The 14,600-nt window shown below is 60.5% G+C and carries 13 protein-coding genes; 7 read left to right on the top strand and 6 right to left on the bottom strand.

The genetic code is table 11. The annotated features are described in order from the left end of the window. Positions 1-93: 93 nt before the first annotated feature. Entirely contained in the window at positions 94-996 is a 903-nt protein-coding gene (locus AXG89_RS19445) for a LysR family transcriptional regulator (protein ID WP_062171771.1), read from the top strand. Between the two features lie 36 nt (positions 997-1,032). On the opposite strand, the gene AXG89_RS19440 is transcribed toward AXG89_RS19445, so the two are convergent. Next, positions 1,033-1,335 (bottom strand): hypothetical protein, encoded by a 303-nt coding sequence (locus AXG89_RS19440; protein WP_062171769.1) that lies wholly within the window; start codon positions 1,333-1,335, stop codon positions 1,033-1,035. 426 nt (positions 1,336-1,761) lie between these two features. Between AXG89_RS19440 and AXG89_RS19435 the strand changes: the two genes are divergently transcribed. Then, the gene (locus AXG89_RS19435; protein WP_062171766.1) at positions 1,762-2,040 is read left to right on the top strand and encodes a hypothetical protein; all 279 of its coding nucleotides are present in this window, start codon (positions 1,762-1,764) and stop codon (positions 2,038-2,040) included. 93 nt (positions 2,041-2,133) lie between these two features. Here AXG89_RS19435 and AXG89_RS19430 read toward each other — a convergent pair whose 3' ends face one another. Continuing rightward, a complete protein-coding gene (locus tag AXG89_RS19430) occupies positions 2,134-3,030 on the bottom strand; it encodes a LysR family transcriptional regulator (protein ID WP_062171765.1) in 897 nt (298 codons plus the stop codon). Between the two features lie 95 nt (positions 3,031-3,125). Between AXG89_RS19430 and AXG89_RS19425 the strand changes: the two genes are divergently transcribed. The 4 genes from AXG89_RS19425 to AXG89_RS19410 all read left to right on the top strand — a co-directional run bounded on the left by AXG89_RS19425 (position 3,126) and on the right by AXG89_RS19410 (position 7,465). Beyond that, complete coding sequence (locus AXG89_RS19425) at positions 3,126-4,004, top strand: alpha/beta fold hydrolase (protein ID WP_062171762.1); 879 nt, start codon at positions 3,126-3,128, stop codon at positions 4,002-4,004. A gap of 4 nt (positions 4,005-4,008) precedes the next feature. Next, positions 4,009-5,430 (top strand): 3-isopropylmalate dehydratase large subunit, encoded by a 1,422-nt coding sequence (gene leuC / locus AXG89_RS19420; RefSeq protein WP_062171759.1) that lies wholly within the window; start codon positions 4,009-4,011, stop codon positions 5,428-5,430. Further along, positions 5,423-6,040, top strand: coding sequence for a 3-isopropylmalate dehydratase small subunit (leuD, locus tag AXG89_RS19415; protein ID WP_062171755.1), 618 nt, complete (start codon positions 5,423-5,425; stop codon positions 6,038-6,040). Before leuC ends, leuD begins: the two co-directional genes overlap by 8 nt. A 102-nt stretch (positions 6,041-6,142) precedes the next feature. After that, the gene (locus tag AXG89_RS19410) at positions 6,143-7,465 is read left to right on the top strand and encodes a dicarboxylate/amino acid:cation symporter (protein ID WP_062171752.1); all 1,323 of its coding nucleotides are present in this window, start codon (positions 6,143-6,145) and stop codon (positions 7,463-7,465) included. Positions 7,466-7,495: 30 nt separating this feature from the next. Here AXG89_RS19410 and AXG89_RS19405 read toward each other — a convergent pair whose 3' ends face one another. Then, positions 7,496-8,353 carry an MlaA family lipoprotein gene (locus tag AXG89_RS19405; protein WP_086381289.1) on the bottom strand — a complete coding sequence of 286 codons (858 nt, stop codon included), beginning with the start codon at positions 8,351-8,353 and terminating at the stop codon, positions 7,496-7,498. Between the two features lie 43 nt (positions 8,354-8,396). Further along, positions 8,397-11,009 carry an MMPL family transporter gene (locus AXG89_RS19400; protein WP_062171750.1) on the bottom strand — a complete coding sequence of 871 codons (2,613 nt, stop codon included), beginning with the start codon at positions 11,007-11,009 and terminating at the stop codon, positions 8,397-8,399. 229 nt (positions 11,010-11,238) lie between these two features. Between AXG89_RS19400 and AXG89_RS19395 the strand changes: the two genes are divergently transcribed. After that, entirely contained in the window at positions 11,239-11,394 is a 156-nt protein-coding gene (locus AXG89_RS19395) for a hypothetical protein (protein WP_236873425.1), read from the top strand. Between the two features lie 14 nt (positions 11,395-11,408). Here the strand turns inward: AXG89_RS19395 and AXG89_RS19390 are convergent, their stop codons facing one another. Both AXG89_RS19390 and AXG89_RS19385 read right to left on the bottom strand, forming a co-directional pair. Beyond that, the gene (locus tag AXG89_RS19390) at positions 11,409-12,092 is read right to left on the bottom strand and encodes a Fe2+-dependent dioxygenase (protein ID WP_062171746.1); all 684 of its coding nucleotides are present in this window, start codon (positions 12,090-12,092) and stop codon (positions 11,409-11,411) included. A gap of 37 nt (positions 12,093-12,129) precedes the next feature. Continuing rightward, on the bottom strand, positions 12,130-14,358 hold the full coding sequence (locus AXG89_RS19385; RefSeq protein WP_062171744.1) for a TonB-dependent receptor: 2,229 nt from the start codon (positions 14,356-14,358) through the stop codon (positions 12,130-12,132). Between the last annotated feature and the right edge of the window lie 242 nt (positions 14,359-14,600).

The raw sequence follows: 14,600 nt of genomic DNA, 5'->3' as shown, positions 1-14,600 counted from the left end.
TGTTGTGATGATCGGAAGGGTGTTGAGAGCGTCCTTGATCCAAAGATAGCAGCATGCTTTTTGCAATAGAATGGGCAATTCCACAACCGCGCTGTGCGAAAATTCGACTGGGATGCGCTTCAAGCCTTCCTTGCAATTGCCCGGGCAGGACGCCTGACTATCGCGGCGCAGCAAATGGGCGTTGACCATTCCACGTTGAGCCGACGGGTTGCATCGCTTGAAGCGAGCATTGGGGTGACGTTGTTCGAGCGCAGTTCGGTCGGGTTTCTACTGACGCCCGAAGGCGAACGGCTGATGACCGATGCCGAGGCCATGGAGAGCCTGGCGATGCGTATCAACGCGCGTCTCGACGATCCTTCAGGTGGTTTGACCGGGACGGTTCGCGTGGGAACGCCGGAGGGTTTCGGCACCTATTTTCTGGCGCCGAGGCTTGCGAAACTCACGGCGGCGCATCCGGATCTGGAGATAGAACTCGTTGCCAATCCGCGCATGTTCAGCTTGTCGAAGCGGGAAGCCGATATTGCGGTGACCATGACGCGGCCGACGCGCGGGCGGGTTTATGCGCATCGGCTCAATGACTATGCGCTGGGGGTTTATGCATCGGGCGCATATCTTGAGTCACATGCGCCCATCAATATGTTCCAGGACATCTTCAAGCATCGATGGATCGGTTATATCGATGACCTGATGTGGAGCACCGAGCTTGATTATTTATCGCAGATATCGACGGCGCTCATGCCGGCCTTGCGTATCTCGAATGTGATCAGCCAGGCGGCGGCTGTGAGCGGCGGTGCCGGGATCGGCGTGCTGCCATGTTTTATCGCGCGCAAGGAGGAGGCGCTCGTGCGCATATTGCCTGATGAAATCGCGTTGAGCCGTTCCTACTGGCTGGTGTCACATGCCGATACTCGCGACATTGCCAGAGTGAAGCTGCTGTCGGATTTCATTCGCACGGAATGCAGCGGTTCGGAGGCGTTCTGGGGGCGGTGGCCTTGAGCAGTCGCCGAACAGCAACGGCGACTTTCAATATGCTTAGCCCGCTTCCAACGGCTTGTGCTTTTCGGCGCCGGACCCCGGGAAGAGCTTGTCCCACACCGCTCTCATCCCTTCAGCCGCAACCACTTCCCCGCTGATGTCCCCGGTTTCCCGCGCCACGCCCGGATCGGCGACCAACCCTCTCCAGTGCGTGAAAACCAGCAACGGCTTTTCTGTCCACTCGCCCGCGCCAAACTTCGCAAACGCTGTATTGCCGCTTACGAGCTGAACCTCATACCAGCCGTCGCGAACGGGTGCGTGGTCGCTCAACGGAAACCATTCGGTCGATTCTCTTTTCACACGTCCCCCAAAGTCGTTTGATCAGAATAAACGTTCGCCTCGACGCCTTCAGTTCGTCAAGTTAACGTCTAGCCAGAATACGACAGGATAAAAAGGTCGGACATGAGATTCAACCCCGGACTCGCCTGTCCTGCGCAAACACCCGGCTTCTTCACCTCGCGCTGCAATAAACCGATCTCTCAATCGTCTTCAATGTCAGCAGACATGGAACGATTAACGAAGCACATCCTGAACAGATCAGGAAACGCATCGGACGCAGTATGAAATAACGATGAATTACAGCCAAATCTATTAAAAAATTTCGAAATAGGGCAAATCCTGATGACTCGGTTATTTTGTTTATCGATAATGCCTAAACAGGTAAATATGCACCCGACCCACCCAGAACGTTGGGCGGATGGAATCGTAAGCTGAGAGGAGTCTGACATGCGCGACGGAGAGATCAGTTATAAAGACGTGACTCTGATTCCCCTGGCTGCTTACGACGATGGTACATATGCTGCAATGCTGATCGTCAGGGAACTCGACGGCATGCAGCGCGCGAGTGGCATCCTCGGGCACTTTGCGTGCGCGCTGGATGCCCGGAAGTTTGCGCTGGCCTACGGCATGACCGAAATCGATGCACGCTGGCGCGCTTACCCCGACCCGGCAAAAGTCGACGAATGGAATGCCCATGCGCAACCGGCTTTCGAGCGCGCTGCGTGAGTTTTATGCGTCAAAGCCAAAATGGCAATTGGCGAGTCGCTTAGTAGCGCTCGCCAATTGCCATTTGAATACCGTCGCGCCGTTAAACAATGGCTAAGCCAGATTCGCCCTTAACTCTTCCCCTAAAAACTCCACAAACGTCCTCAGCTTTGCGGACAACTGATGCCGTTCGAGATAAACGGCGTGAATATCCGCATTAGGCAGCGCCCAGTCGTTCAGCAACACTACGAGCTTTCCGTCCCGTACCAGCGTCTGCGTTTCCCATTGCGAGCGAACGGCAATGCCGCGTCCATCGAGCGCCCATTCAAGAACCGCGCTTCCGTCATTGCTGCTTAGCGGTCCGTCGACCTTGACCGTCTCAGCCTTCTTCCCGCGCGTGAAGTGCCACGTCCCGTAAGCCGATTCATTCTCCCGAAGCACGAGACACGCATGGCGCGTCAGATCATGCGGCGTCGTGGGCGCGCCGAACGCCTTCACATAGTCCGGCGATGCACACACCACCCGCCGGTTCTTCACCAGCAAGCGCGCGTTGATCCATGCATCGGGAACATCGCCGAAACGGATGCCCAGATCAAACCCTTCCTCCTGCAAGTTCACTGGCCTGTCCGACAAATGGAGTTGGATCTTGATCGTCGGATAGCGCGCGATGAACTTCGATACCGCCGGCGCCACGCGTCTGCGTCCAAATCCAAACGATGCATTCACGCGCAGCAACCCGGTCGGTTCGCCTCGGCTTTTCGTGACCAACTGCTCGAGTTCCGCGAGTTCATCGAGGATCCGGGAGCCGTCCGCCAGATACAACTCGCCTTCGGGCGTCAGACTGACGCGTCGTGTCGTCCGGTTCAGAAGCCTTACGCCCAGACGCCGCTCGAGTTGTGCAAGACGCTTGCTAATAGATGGCGGCGTCACGCCCAGATCCCGCGCCGCCGCCGCCAGATTGCGATGCCGCGCCACCAGCGTGAAGAGGCTCAGATCGGAAAACCCGTCCATCGTATTCGTTCCTGGAAGTTAAGTCTGGATTGCCTGAATAGAAACTGTATCGGCTGACGCATCAATTAAACTTCATAAAACTGTTGGAGACAATGATGTTCGATCGATTCAAGGACGTATCGGCTACTGTCGATGGCGTCAAAATCAAGGCAATTACCGGCGGCGCCGGCCCGGCATTGCTTCTGCTGCACGGCCATCCACAGACGCACGCGATCTGGCACAAGGTTGCGCCCGCGCTGGCACAGCACTTCACGCTGGTGGCCGCAGATCTGCGCGGTTATGGCGACAGCGACAAACCCCAGGGTCTGCCCGATCACAGCAACTACTCGAAGCGCCGCCTTGCGCAAGATCAGGTCGACTTGATGCGCTCGCTCGGTCATGAAACCTTCGCGGTGCTGGGTCACGACCGCGGCGGCCGTGTTGCGGTGCGCATGGCGCTGGATCACCCTGACGTGGTCACAAGGCTCATCACGCTCGACGTTGCGCCAACTCTGGCGATGTACGAAAAGACCTCGTTCGAATTCGCGCGCGCCTACTGGCACTGGTTCTTCCTCGTGCGTCCAGCGCCTTTCCCCGAAACGCTGATCAACGCCGACGCCGACCTTTACCTCAAGCAGACCATTGGCGCACGGAGCGCGGGCCTGAAGCCGTTCACGCCGGAGGCATACGCCGAATATCTGCGATGCCTGCAGATTCCCGGCACGGCGCATGGCATCTGCGAGGACTATCGGGCGAGCGTGACGATCGACCTCGAGCACGACCGCGAGTCGCTCGCGAATGGCCAGAAAATCGCATGCGGATTCCTGGCGCTTTGGGGTGCGGAAGGCGTGATTGAAAAGTGCTTCGATCCCATCGCCGAGTGGAACGCGTTCTCCGACAAGGTCACCGGCCACGCGCTGCCCTGCGGCCATTACATCCCCGAAGAAGCGCCCGAGTTGCTGATCGAATGTGCGTTGCCGTTTCTAAAAGAGTAGAGCCATGCCGACCCCCACAACCTTCTATAAAAAGCTCGTCGATACGCACACGGTTTCGCATATCGATGACCAGAACGTCCTGCTGTACGTCGATCTGCATCTGATGAACGAGTACACGAGTCCGCAAGCGTTCAGCGGTCTCACGGAGAAGCACCGCCCCGTGCGCCGTCCGAAGCAGCAGCTCGCGGTCGTGAGCCACATCATCCCGACGCACGCCGAATCGCCGCGCGTGATTCGCGACGCCGCGTCCTTGCTGCAAGCCGACAACCTCGCGCGCAATTGCGATAAAGCCGGCATTCGCCTGTTCGCCGCGAATGATCCGCTGCAGGGCATCGAGCACATCATCGCGCCGGAGCTGGGCCTGATTCGCCCGGGCATGGCCGTGCTGTGCGGCGACAGCCACACCACTACCTACGGCGCGCTTGGGGCGCTGGGGTTCGGTATCGGCACGTCGGAGGTCGAGCATGTTCTTGCCACGCAGACGCTTGTTTATCGCGTGGCGCAGACCATGCGCATCACGATCGACGGCGCGTTGCCATACGGCACGTCGTCGAAGGACTTGATCATCTGGATCATCAGTCAGATCGGCGCTCAGGGCGCGCGGGGTTATGCGGTTGAATTCGCCGGCTCGACGATCGCCACGCTTTCGGCCGAAGCGCGCATGACCTTGTGCAACATGACCGTGGAAGCGGGCGCGCGAGCGGCATTGATCGCGCCCGATCAAACCACGTTCGACTACGTCCGCGCGCATGCAACGTCGCTCGATGACACCGCGTGGCAAGCCGCGCTCGCCGACTGGACGCAGCTCAAGTCGGACGACGGCGCAAGCTTCGATGCCGAGCACCGCTTCAACGCAAGCGACATTGCGCCGTTCGTCACATGGGGCACGAGCCCCGACCAGGCGATGCGCGTGGACGCGCTCGTGCCCGACGCCGCTTCCCAGGCCACGCCGGAAGCCGCTGCGGCATTGCGCCGGGCGCTGGAGTACATCGGGCTCGAATCGAATCAGCCGATAGCCGGAACGCCGATTGACCGCGTGTTTATCGGTTCGTGCACGAATGGGCGGATCGAGGACTTGCGTATTGTTGCGGCGATCGTTCGCGGGCAAAAGGTCGCCCAGGGCGTGCGCGCGATGGTCGTGCCGGGCTCGGGCTCCGTGCGTCGTCAGGCCGAAGCGGAAGGCATCGCGGACACGTTGAAAAGCGCCGGTTTTGAATGGCGCGAGCCGGGTTGCTCCATGTGTCTCGCGATGAACGACGACTTTTTGCAAGCGGGCGAACGCTGTGCATCGACGACCAATCGCAATTTCGAAGGCCGGCAAGGACGCGGCGGCCTCACGCATCTGATGAGCCCCGCGATGGCCGCCGCCGCCGCACTGACCGGCAGGATCACCGATGTCCGCACGCTGGAGAACCTCCATGGCTAAGTTGACCATGATCGAAAGCAGCGCTGCGCCGTTGCCCATCGAAAATCTGGACACTGACCAGATCATGCCGAAGCAATTCCTTCGGATCATCGACAAAGCCGGTTTGAGCGCAGGCCTTCTCTACGACCTTCGTTTCGACGAACACGGCGATCCGATCCAATCCTGCGTACTGAACCAGCCGCAGTACAAAGCCGCACGCATCCTGATTGGCGGATCGAATTTCGGTTGTGGATCGAGCCGCGAACACGCGGTGTGGGGCCTTCAGCAATATGGTTTCGATGCCGTCATTGCGCCGAGTTTTGCTGAGATCTTCTACTCGAACGCGATGAACAATCGCCTGCTTCTCGTGCAACTGGACCGTGAGGCGGTCGACGTCCTACTGCGTGAGTCCCTGAATGATCCGGAATCCGGGCTCAAGATCGATCTCGAAGCGCAGACCGTGACATCGGACACGAGCGGCAAGGTTTTCAGCTTCCCGCTGGGGGCGCGCCATAAACGCATGGTGATCGAAGGCATGGACACGATCGACCTGACGCTTACACAACTTGCCGATATTCAGGCCTTCGAAAAGCGCCACTTCGAGCGCTATCCCTGGGCTGCCGTGATGTAGCCCGCGCGGCTTCGGCCGCATTCAAAACGACGCGACCCTGACTGCTTTTCGGCGTTTGCCAAAGGCGGCGGGGACGCGCTTTGCCTCAACAACGGAGGAGACATGCATTTCAAGCGCGCCAGGAAACCCTTCTACAAAGTGCTTTATGTCCAGGTGATCGCCGCGATCATTACGGGCATATTGCTCGGCCACTTCCTTCCCGCCGACGGCATCGCGATGAAACCGCTTGGCGACGCCTTCATCAAACTCGTGCGCATGATCATCAGTCCGGTGATCTTCTGTACGGTGGTGACGGGAATCGCGAGCATGCACGACATGCGCCAAGTCGGGCGTGTGGGCGGGAAGGCGCTGATCTACTTCGAGGTTGTATCGACGATTGCTCTCGCCATCGGCTTGCTCGCCGCGCATATCCTGCAGCCGGGCAAGGGCTTCAACGTCGATCCATCGACACTCGATGCCAGCTCGATCGCCGGATATGCGGCCAAGGCCGAGCACGGCGAAGGTCTGGCCGGTTTCCTGATGCACATCATTCCGGACACGTTCGTTGGCGCATTTACGCAGGGCGACATCCTGCCGGTGCTGCTGATCGCAATGCTGTTCGGCTCTGCGCTTGCCGTAATGGGCGAACCGGCGAAGCCGGTGATCGGGCTGATCGAGGCCTTGTCGAAGGCGTTCTTCAAGATCGTCCACGTGATCACGAGTCTTGCGCCCATCGGCGCATTCGGGGCGATGGCGTTCACCATCGGCCGGTACGGCATCGAATCCCTCCTGCCGATGATGAAACTCATCGGCACGTTCTATCTGACCGCGTTCCTGTTCGTGTCGTGTGGACTTGGGCTGGTCGCGAAGCTGTGCGGATTCAGCCTGTTTCGCTTCCTGGCGTATATCAGGGACGAGTTGTTGATCGTGCTGGGGACATCGACATCAGAAGCTGCGTTGCCGCAACTGATGGAAAAGCTGGAACGGCTCGGATGTTCGCGCGGGATCGTCGGTCTGGTCGTGCCGACCGGTTATTCGTTCAATCTCGATGGCACCAACATCTACATGACGCTCGCCGTGCTGTTCCTCGCGCAGGCTACGAACACGCACATGACCGTCATGCAGGAAGTCACGCTGCTGGCGGTGACCATGCTGACATCGAAGGGATCGACGGGCGTGACCGGCGCCGGATTCATCACGCTGGCCGCGAGTCTTTCGGTGGTGCCGACAGTGCCGGTGACGGCGATGGTATTGATTCTCGGCATCGACCGGTTCATGTCGGAATGCCGGGCGCTTACGAATATTGTGGGGAACGGCGTGGCGACGATCGTGGTCGCTGCCTGGGAGAAGGAGCTGGATCGAGGGATGTTGCGCGCGCAGCTTGGAATGCCGCGGCTGGTTGGAGAACCCTCGCCGGCGCCGATTCCTCGCGATACAGCCCGATAGCCGTACCGCGAGTTCAGCGGTAGATCAGCGTTACTTTGCTGCCGGGTCCGAATAATCCGGCAAGCCTTGCGACTTGCTGCTGCCGCCCGCGCCCGGCTGCGCCGGCGCGGTCGTGGCGCTCGCGCCTTCGGGCGGCACGGCAGTCGCGCCGCTTTCGTCGCCGTAGTCGGGCAGCGTGGCGTTCGCTGCGCCCGTCAGCAGATACTGGCGGCGCTGCGTGTAGGCATCACGCACGAACGCGTATTTATCCAGCGCCGCTTGCGACAGGATGTCGGTTGCGCCCAGCAAGTCGGCCCGTGCGCTCATGAAACGCACGCCGAACAGCGCGGCATTCGGCCCGGCGGCCAGATAGGTACCCGGATTAAGCGGATAACCCGCAATCCAGCTCGTGGAGTCACGCACCGAACTCGGTCCGAGCAGCGGCAACACCAGGTACGGACCGGACGGCACGCCGTAATGCCCGAGCGTCAAACCGAAGTCCTGGTTGTGCTTCGGCAAGCCGGCGAGCGTCGCCCAGTCGATCAAACCGCCAATACCGAAGGTCGAATTGAACGCAAAGCGCATCAAGTCTTCAGTGGCGTCCGTGATCCGGAGTTGCAGCAGGTTGTTCGCGAAGTTGCCAATATCGCCGATATTCGAGAAGAAATTGCTGATGGCCGTGCGCAGCGGACTCGGCGTGACCTTCACGTAACCCTCGGCGATCGGGCGTGCGACGTATTTGTCGGCGGCGTCGTTGAACTTGAAAATCTCGCGGTTCATCGGCTCGAGCGGATCGCCCGGTTTTCGGTCGGGACCGGTCGCGCAGCCCGCCAGCATCAATGCGGCGGCGAATGCCGCGCCGCCGGACAGGGCGCGCAGGTTGCGGGCGGCGCGTGGCGTGATTGCCATCGTCATGAGTCGTTTCCTTGGATCTTGCTGGTGATCGTACGAATTAAAGAGTGTCAGCGGCCTTCTTCTGCACCCGGGGTTTGCCCATTAGAACCGGCTGAAATACCACTGCGCCAATCAATGTCGTAAATAGCGCCAAAACCAGCAGGCGGCCCATGCTCGAGGTGCCCGGATGGTGTGAAAACCACAAACTGCCGAACGCCGTTGCCGTGGTCGCGGCGCTGAACATCACCGCGTGCGTGAGGCTGGAATGCAGCAAACCGGTCTGCCCGGAGCGCCACGCCATCACGAAGTAGATCTTGAACGCCACGCCGATACCCAGCATCAGCGGCAATGCAATGATGTTCGCGAAGTTCAGCGGCATGCCGAAGACAACGCACAATTCCAGCGTGACCACGGCGGAAACCAGCAAAGGTATCAAAGTTCTCAAAACGTCGCCCACTCGACGCAAGGTGATCCACAGCAAAACGGTGATCGCGATCAGCGACAACACCGCCGCCTGCTCGAACGCCTTGATGATCGTGTTGGCCGAATGCAGCACCGAAATCGGCCCGCCGATGGCGTTCGGCTCTGCCTTCTGCACGGCATTGGCGAAGCGGGCGAGCATCTGGTCGTCGTCGCGATTCTTGCCTTCCAGCGCTTTTGGCGATGCCTCCACGAGGGCGTGGCCGTCGGCGGCGAGCCAGCCTTCGGTCATGGACTTGGGCAGCAAGTCCTGCGTGACCGGCGACGGCTGCAGCAGCGCACGCATCTGGCCGAGCGCGATGCGCAGTGGCTCCGACATCGCGTGTTCAGCGCGATCGCGCGTGGCGGCGTCGGCGGCGGCGAGCTTTTTCAGCGTCGCGGCAAGTCGGCGCGCTTCGTTTTCGCCGGGGCCAGGGTGTTCGTCGGCGGCGAGTTCCAGCGAGTTCGACAAGCGTTTGAGCGATGCCACCCGCACGGCGTCGTTGGCCGGTTCGGCGGCGCGCTGGTTCAGCGCCGGCAGAAGCTGCGCTGCCGCGGCCGAGATCAGTTCGAGCTTTTTGGATTGATCCGTGGGAATCAGCGATGACAGCGTCGTCGCGCGCTCGACTTCCGGCAATTTGGCGAGCCTGGCGGCTATTTTGTCCGCTTCTTCAAGCGATGGCGCCAGCACTTTCACGTCGTTTACGGCCGCTTCGGGCGCGTCCTTGAGCGAGATCAGCGTGGCCATCGACTCCGTTTTCGGGTCCTTCAGGTTCAGCGGATTGAAGTCGAAGCGCAGATGCGTCAGGAGCGGCAGCGCGCCGATCACGACGATCAGGGTGCCGATCAGCACCGGCTTGCGATTGCGCGCGAGGAATTCGTCGACAGGCGCGAGCTTCGGAAAGCCGGGCGAACCCGCTTCGCCCGGCGGGCTGAACACCTTGATCAGCGCCGGCAATAGCGTCATGTTCGTGAAATACGCGACCAGCATGCCGACGCCCGCGATCTGCCCGAGTTCGGACACACCGCGATATGCCGTCGGCAGGAACGAGAAAAAGCTGGCGGCGGTCGCGGCGGCGGCGAGCGTCAGCGGCACGCCGACGTGCCGCGCGGTGCTGACGAGCGCGACATCGAGCCGGTCGTCCTTGAAGCGTTCCTCGCGATACCGCACGCCGAACTGAATCCCGAAATCCACGCCGAGCCCGACGAACAGCACCATGAACGCGACCGAAATCAGGTTGAGCGCGTGGACCATCAGCAGGCCGAGCGCCGCCGTGATCGCGAGTCCGACGAACAACGTGATGAACACGGCGACAATCATCTTCCCCGAGCGCAACGCGAGCCAGAGGATCACCAGGACGACAATGAACGTCAGGATGCCGTTCAACACGGCGCCATCTTTCAGCGAAGCGAATTCTTCATCGGAAAGCGGTTGTTCGCCGGTGAGACGCACGACCGCACCATAATTCTCCGATAACTTCAGCGCGCTTGCGGTCGCGCGGATGGCGTTCGAACCGCTCGCGCCGGGCTCGAGCGCGTTGTAGTCGACCACCGGCTGGACCGTGACGAACGCGCGTGCGGGCTGGGTGGCCGAGGTATCGACGAGATTGCGCCACGAGAACACGGCCGGCTGATTGGCGATGACTTTATCGAGCACGTCGGCGCTTTGTCCAAGCAGCTTCGACATCTGGCCGAGCGTCACCTGGCCGAGCTGCAGCGGGATATTCAGGCTGGTGTTGAGCGTGCCGGCCAGACCCGTCAGCGTGGGATCGTGGGCCAGCGCGTTGATCAGCGGACGCGCCTTGACGAGTTGCTGGGTGGTATCGGCGACTTTGTCAGTGGAGAGGTACAGCAGGCCGTTGTGCTCGAAGAAATCGCCGCCCGACGGTTGCGAGACGGCCGTGAACTGCTTCGTGTCCTTGGCTAACGCGGCGGCGAGCTCGTTGGCGGCGGCATCGGCGAATTCCGGCGCTTGCGCTTCGACCACCACGAGCACGGTGGAACCGCGCTCGGGGAAAGCTGCGTCGATGGCATGGCTGCGCGCCGCCCATTCGGGTTCCGTCTCGATGAGCTGGCTGATGTCGGTGCTGATCTTGAAGTGATGCAGCACGTAATAACCGCTGAAAACGGCGGCCAGCAGCGATAAAACGATAATCCACGCCGGCCGGCGGATGGACAAGGTGACAAGACGCGCAATGAGAGGCGTGAGCATGAAGACGGATGCCTCGAAGGGCTTTTTCGGTAATTCTTGTGGGACAAAGTGCGAAAGGCGCGTTTCAGGCGACTTTCGGCGACGGGTGAGTATACCGGTCGTAAGGAGCGGGCAGCAGGCAAGGGCGCCGTGCGAGTGATTTGCGCGCGTTTCCGGAAGATACAGTTAATGACAAAAAGCGGCGGCAGATTGTATTAACGTCCGGTTCCTGGAATAAAACGGAGGCACGATGGAACCGAAAAATGATGCGGCCGTTTCCTGCAAGCAGACCGAAACCACGCGGGAAGGCTGGGCTGAAGCGAGCAAGGACATTGCAGAAGCAGGAGACGATGCGCTTCTGGTTGGCGAATTTGCCAATTCCAGCGATGCGGAGCTTTCCTGGTAGAGCTCCGGACTCAATCAGGTCTCGCTCCAAAGCCTCAACAAGTTGTGATAACACCCCACGAGCGTGCGCCGGGCGGCGTCGTCGGCGTTTTCGGCGTTGAGCCTTTGAATTGCCGTATCCATATCGAATAGCAGGCTGCGCCGGGTGTCGTCGCGAACCAGGCTTTGCGCCCAGAAGAAACTCGCGACCCGCATTCCCCGCGTCACCGGCCGGACCTGATGCAAGCTCGTCGCCGGATAAACAATCGCATATCCCGCCGGCAACTTCACTTCCTGCACGCCATAGGTATCTTCGATAACCAGTTCCCCACCGTCGTATTCGTCGGGCGGCGTGAGAAACACGGTTATCGATACATCCGTGCGCACTCGCGTCCCATGCCCCGGCACGAGCCGGATGGCGCCATCGACATGACTGCCGAAGTGCATCCCGCCCTCGTACCGGTTAAATAGCGGCGGATACACCTTGTTCGGCAGCACTGCGCTGATAAACAGCGGATGCCGCTCGAGCGACGCGATGATCGCGTCGCCCAGTTCGAACGCAATCGGCGCTTCCTGCTCGATCTGCTGGTTGCGCTTGACCGGCGCGCCCTGGTAGCCGGCCGTCGCGCGCCCGTCCACCCAGGCGTCCGATGCATCGAGCCGCTGGCGCATCGCGGCGGCGTCCTCGGGACTGAGGACGTTGGGTATGGAAAGAATCATGATTTTTATACAGCGCCGCCGCGCCTGACCAATAAGTTCAATAGAACCGGTAGTTTAGCGTTGCCAGGAACGTGCGGCCGTAACCCGGCACTGCGCGGCCGCCGTCCGACGGAATCAGCGCATCGTAGTAATGCTTGTTGGTCAGGTTCTGCACGTTCAACTGGATGTCATAACGCTTCTGGTGATACGCGGCCATCGCGTCCCAGCGCGTGTACGCCGGCACCTGCACGAAGTTCGTGCTGGCCGCATACCGTGACGACGTGTACACCGGCCCGCCGCCAAACGTCCATTGCGGCGTGAGGTCGTAAGTCGTCCAGATGGTGATCATGTTGCGCGGCGTGTTGGCGAGCGTCTTGCCGTTCGTGTTGTCCAGCGCCTTCACGACCTCGCCGTCCATGTACGTGTAGCCGCCGAAGACCTGCCATTTGTTCGTGATGTGGCCGGCCACGCCAAGTTGATAACCGCGCACGCGCACGTCGCCGTCGAGTGTGTAGCTGCCGTCGGGCTGGGCCGTGCGGGCATTGGTTTTATCGATGTTGAAAAGCGACTGCGTCACCGACAAACCGCCGTTGAGCAAATCCCATTTCGAGCCGATTTCATACGATCGGTTCGATTCCGGCGGAATGTTCTGCTGGTTGTTGGTGAGCGTCAGCGCTTCGAGCGACGGGTTGAACGACGTGCCGTACGACACGTAGTACGACTGCCAGTCGGTCGGCTGGAAAATGATCCCGGCGCGCACGCTCGTAAAGAAGTTGGTCTGCGTGCCATACGACGGCGCATTGATCGTGTTCTTGATCGACGCCTCGTAACGGTCCCAGCGCACGCCGCCCACGACCTTCCAGTACTGGCCGATGGACACCGTATCGTTGGCATAAACGCCGATTCCGTTCGCGCTCGATTCCACCAGGTTGGTCGCGACTTCCTTCATGTTGGCCGGACGCTCGGTGTATTGCGGGTTGAGCAGCGGCACGATCGCGATGGTGTTCGACGGCAAGCCCGGCGTGGTTGCGGTGAATGACTGGTTGCTGTAGGTCTCGTGGCTCAGGTCGACGCCCGCGATCACCTCATGCTTGAGGAAGCCGGTGTTGAACTTGTAGTCGATATCGGTCGTGTTGTAGACCGAGTGGTCGTTGATATTGCGGTCCTTGCCCTGCAATCTGACGAAAAGCGAAGACAGTGGCAGCGACGTGAAGTTGCCGTTTGCCAGCGCCGGCGATGTTCCGAGCGGCCCGGTCAGCACGGCCGCGGCATTTGTTGCGCGGGCTTCGGTGCTGTAGTGGCTGAACTGCGTCTGGTTGCGCAGCGTGAGGTCATCGCTGAAACGGTGTTTGAAACGCGCCGACACCGTCTGCACATCCTGCATCGTGCGGTCGCCTTCGAAGCCGTAGAACTGGCTTTTGCTGACCGGCGCCGGTGCGCCGTTGACCGGCGGAATGCCGTAATCCGGCTGGTCGCGGTTGTGCTGGATCAGCGCGGACAACGTGATTTCCGTCGGCGTGCCAATACCGAAAGTCGCCGTGGGGGCAAAGCCGTAGTCCTTGCTTTTCATCACATCGCGCGTCGAGCCCAGATCCTGGCCGAATGCGTTCAGCCGGATGGCCGACGTGCTGGAAAGCGGCTGGTTGATGTCGAAAGTGCCCCTGTAGCGATCGTCCGTGCCGACCATCGCGGAGACGGACGCGTGCGCCTTGAGTCCGGCCTGCTTGCTCACCTGGTTGATCACGCCGCCTGTGGAACCGCGCCCGAAATAAAGCGATGACGGGCCGTACAGCACATCGATGGATTCGAGGTCGAACGTGTCCCGATAGTACTGGCCGCGATCGCGGAACCCATCCAGATAAATATCCGTACGAGCCGAGAACCCGCGCAAGTTGATGTTGTTGCCGATCTGACCGCCTTCCGCCGCGCCGATGGTCACGCCGGGCACGTTGCGAAGGGCATCGGAGAAAGACGTCGCGGCCTGGGATTGCAGCACGGACTTGGGGACGACCACGGCGGCCTGAGGAATATCGCGTAATGCGGTGGGCACCTTGGCGCCGACGCTCGATTTTTCCGGTTGGAAATCATTCGACGTATCCGCTTGCCCGTTCACCTGGACCGGCGGCAACGTCGCGTTTTCTGCGGGCGCGGCCGCTTCGGGCTGCGCCGGGGCTGGCGTTTGAACCTGAGCGATCGGCGCGGTTTGCGCGTAGGCGTAAAGCGGTGCGGCAACGGGTACAGCCACGAAACTCATGATCGCGGCGGCAAGCGGTGTCTTCCTCAACATGGGCGTTCCCGATACTGGATGGTTAATGGCCGCGCATGACGCAAGCCGAAAATGGGGGGTCGCGATTACGCGCGACGCGGTTATGACGGGTTTGGAGCAGACAAGCGCCGACCGGCCGGCACCTCGCTTGAGCGATAGATGCAACCTAAGTTGTCGATTGTGTAAATGCGAATCGATATCATTACACAAGTAACAAAGGTTTTCAATTGAATAAAATGAACTTAACGAATGGCAGACGCACC

Source organism: Burkholderia sp. PAMC 26561, assembly GCF_001557535.2.
Taxonomy (GTDB): Bacteria; Pseudomonadota; Gammaproteobacteria; order Burkholderiales; family Burkholderiaceae; genus Caballeronia.
The sequence above is the reverse complement of the archived record's forward strand: the minus strand, read 5'-3'. Positions and strand labels throughout refer to the sequence as shown.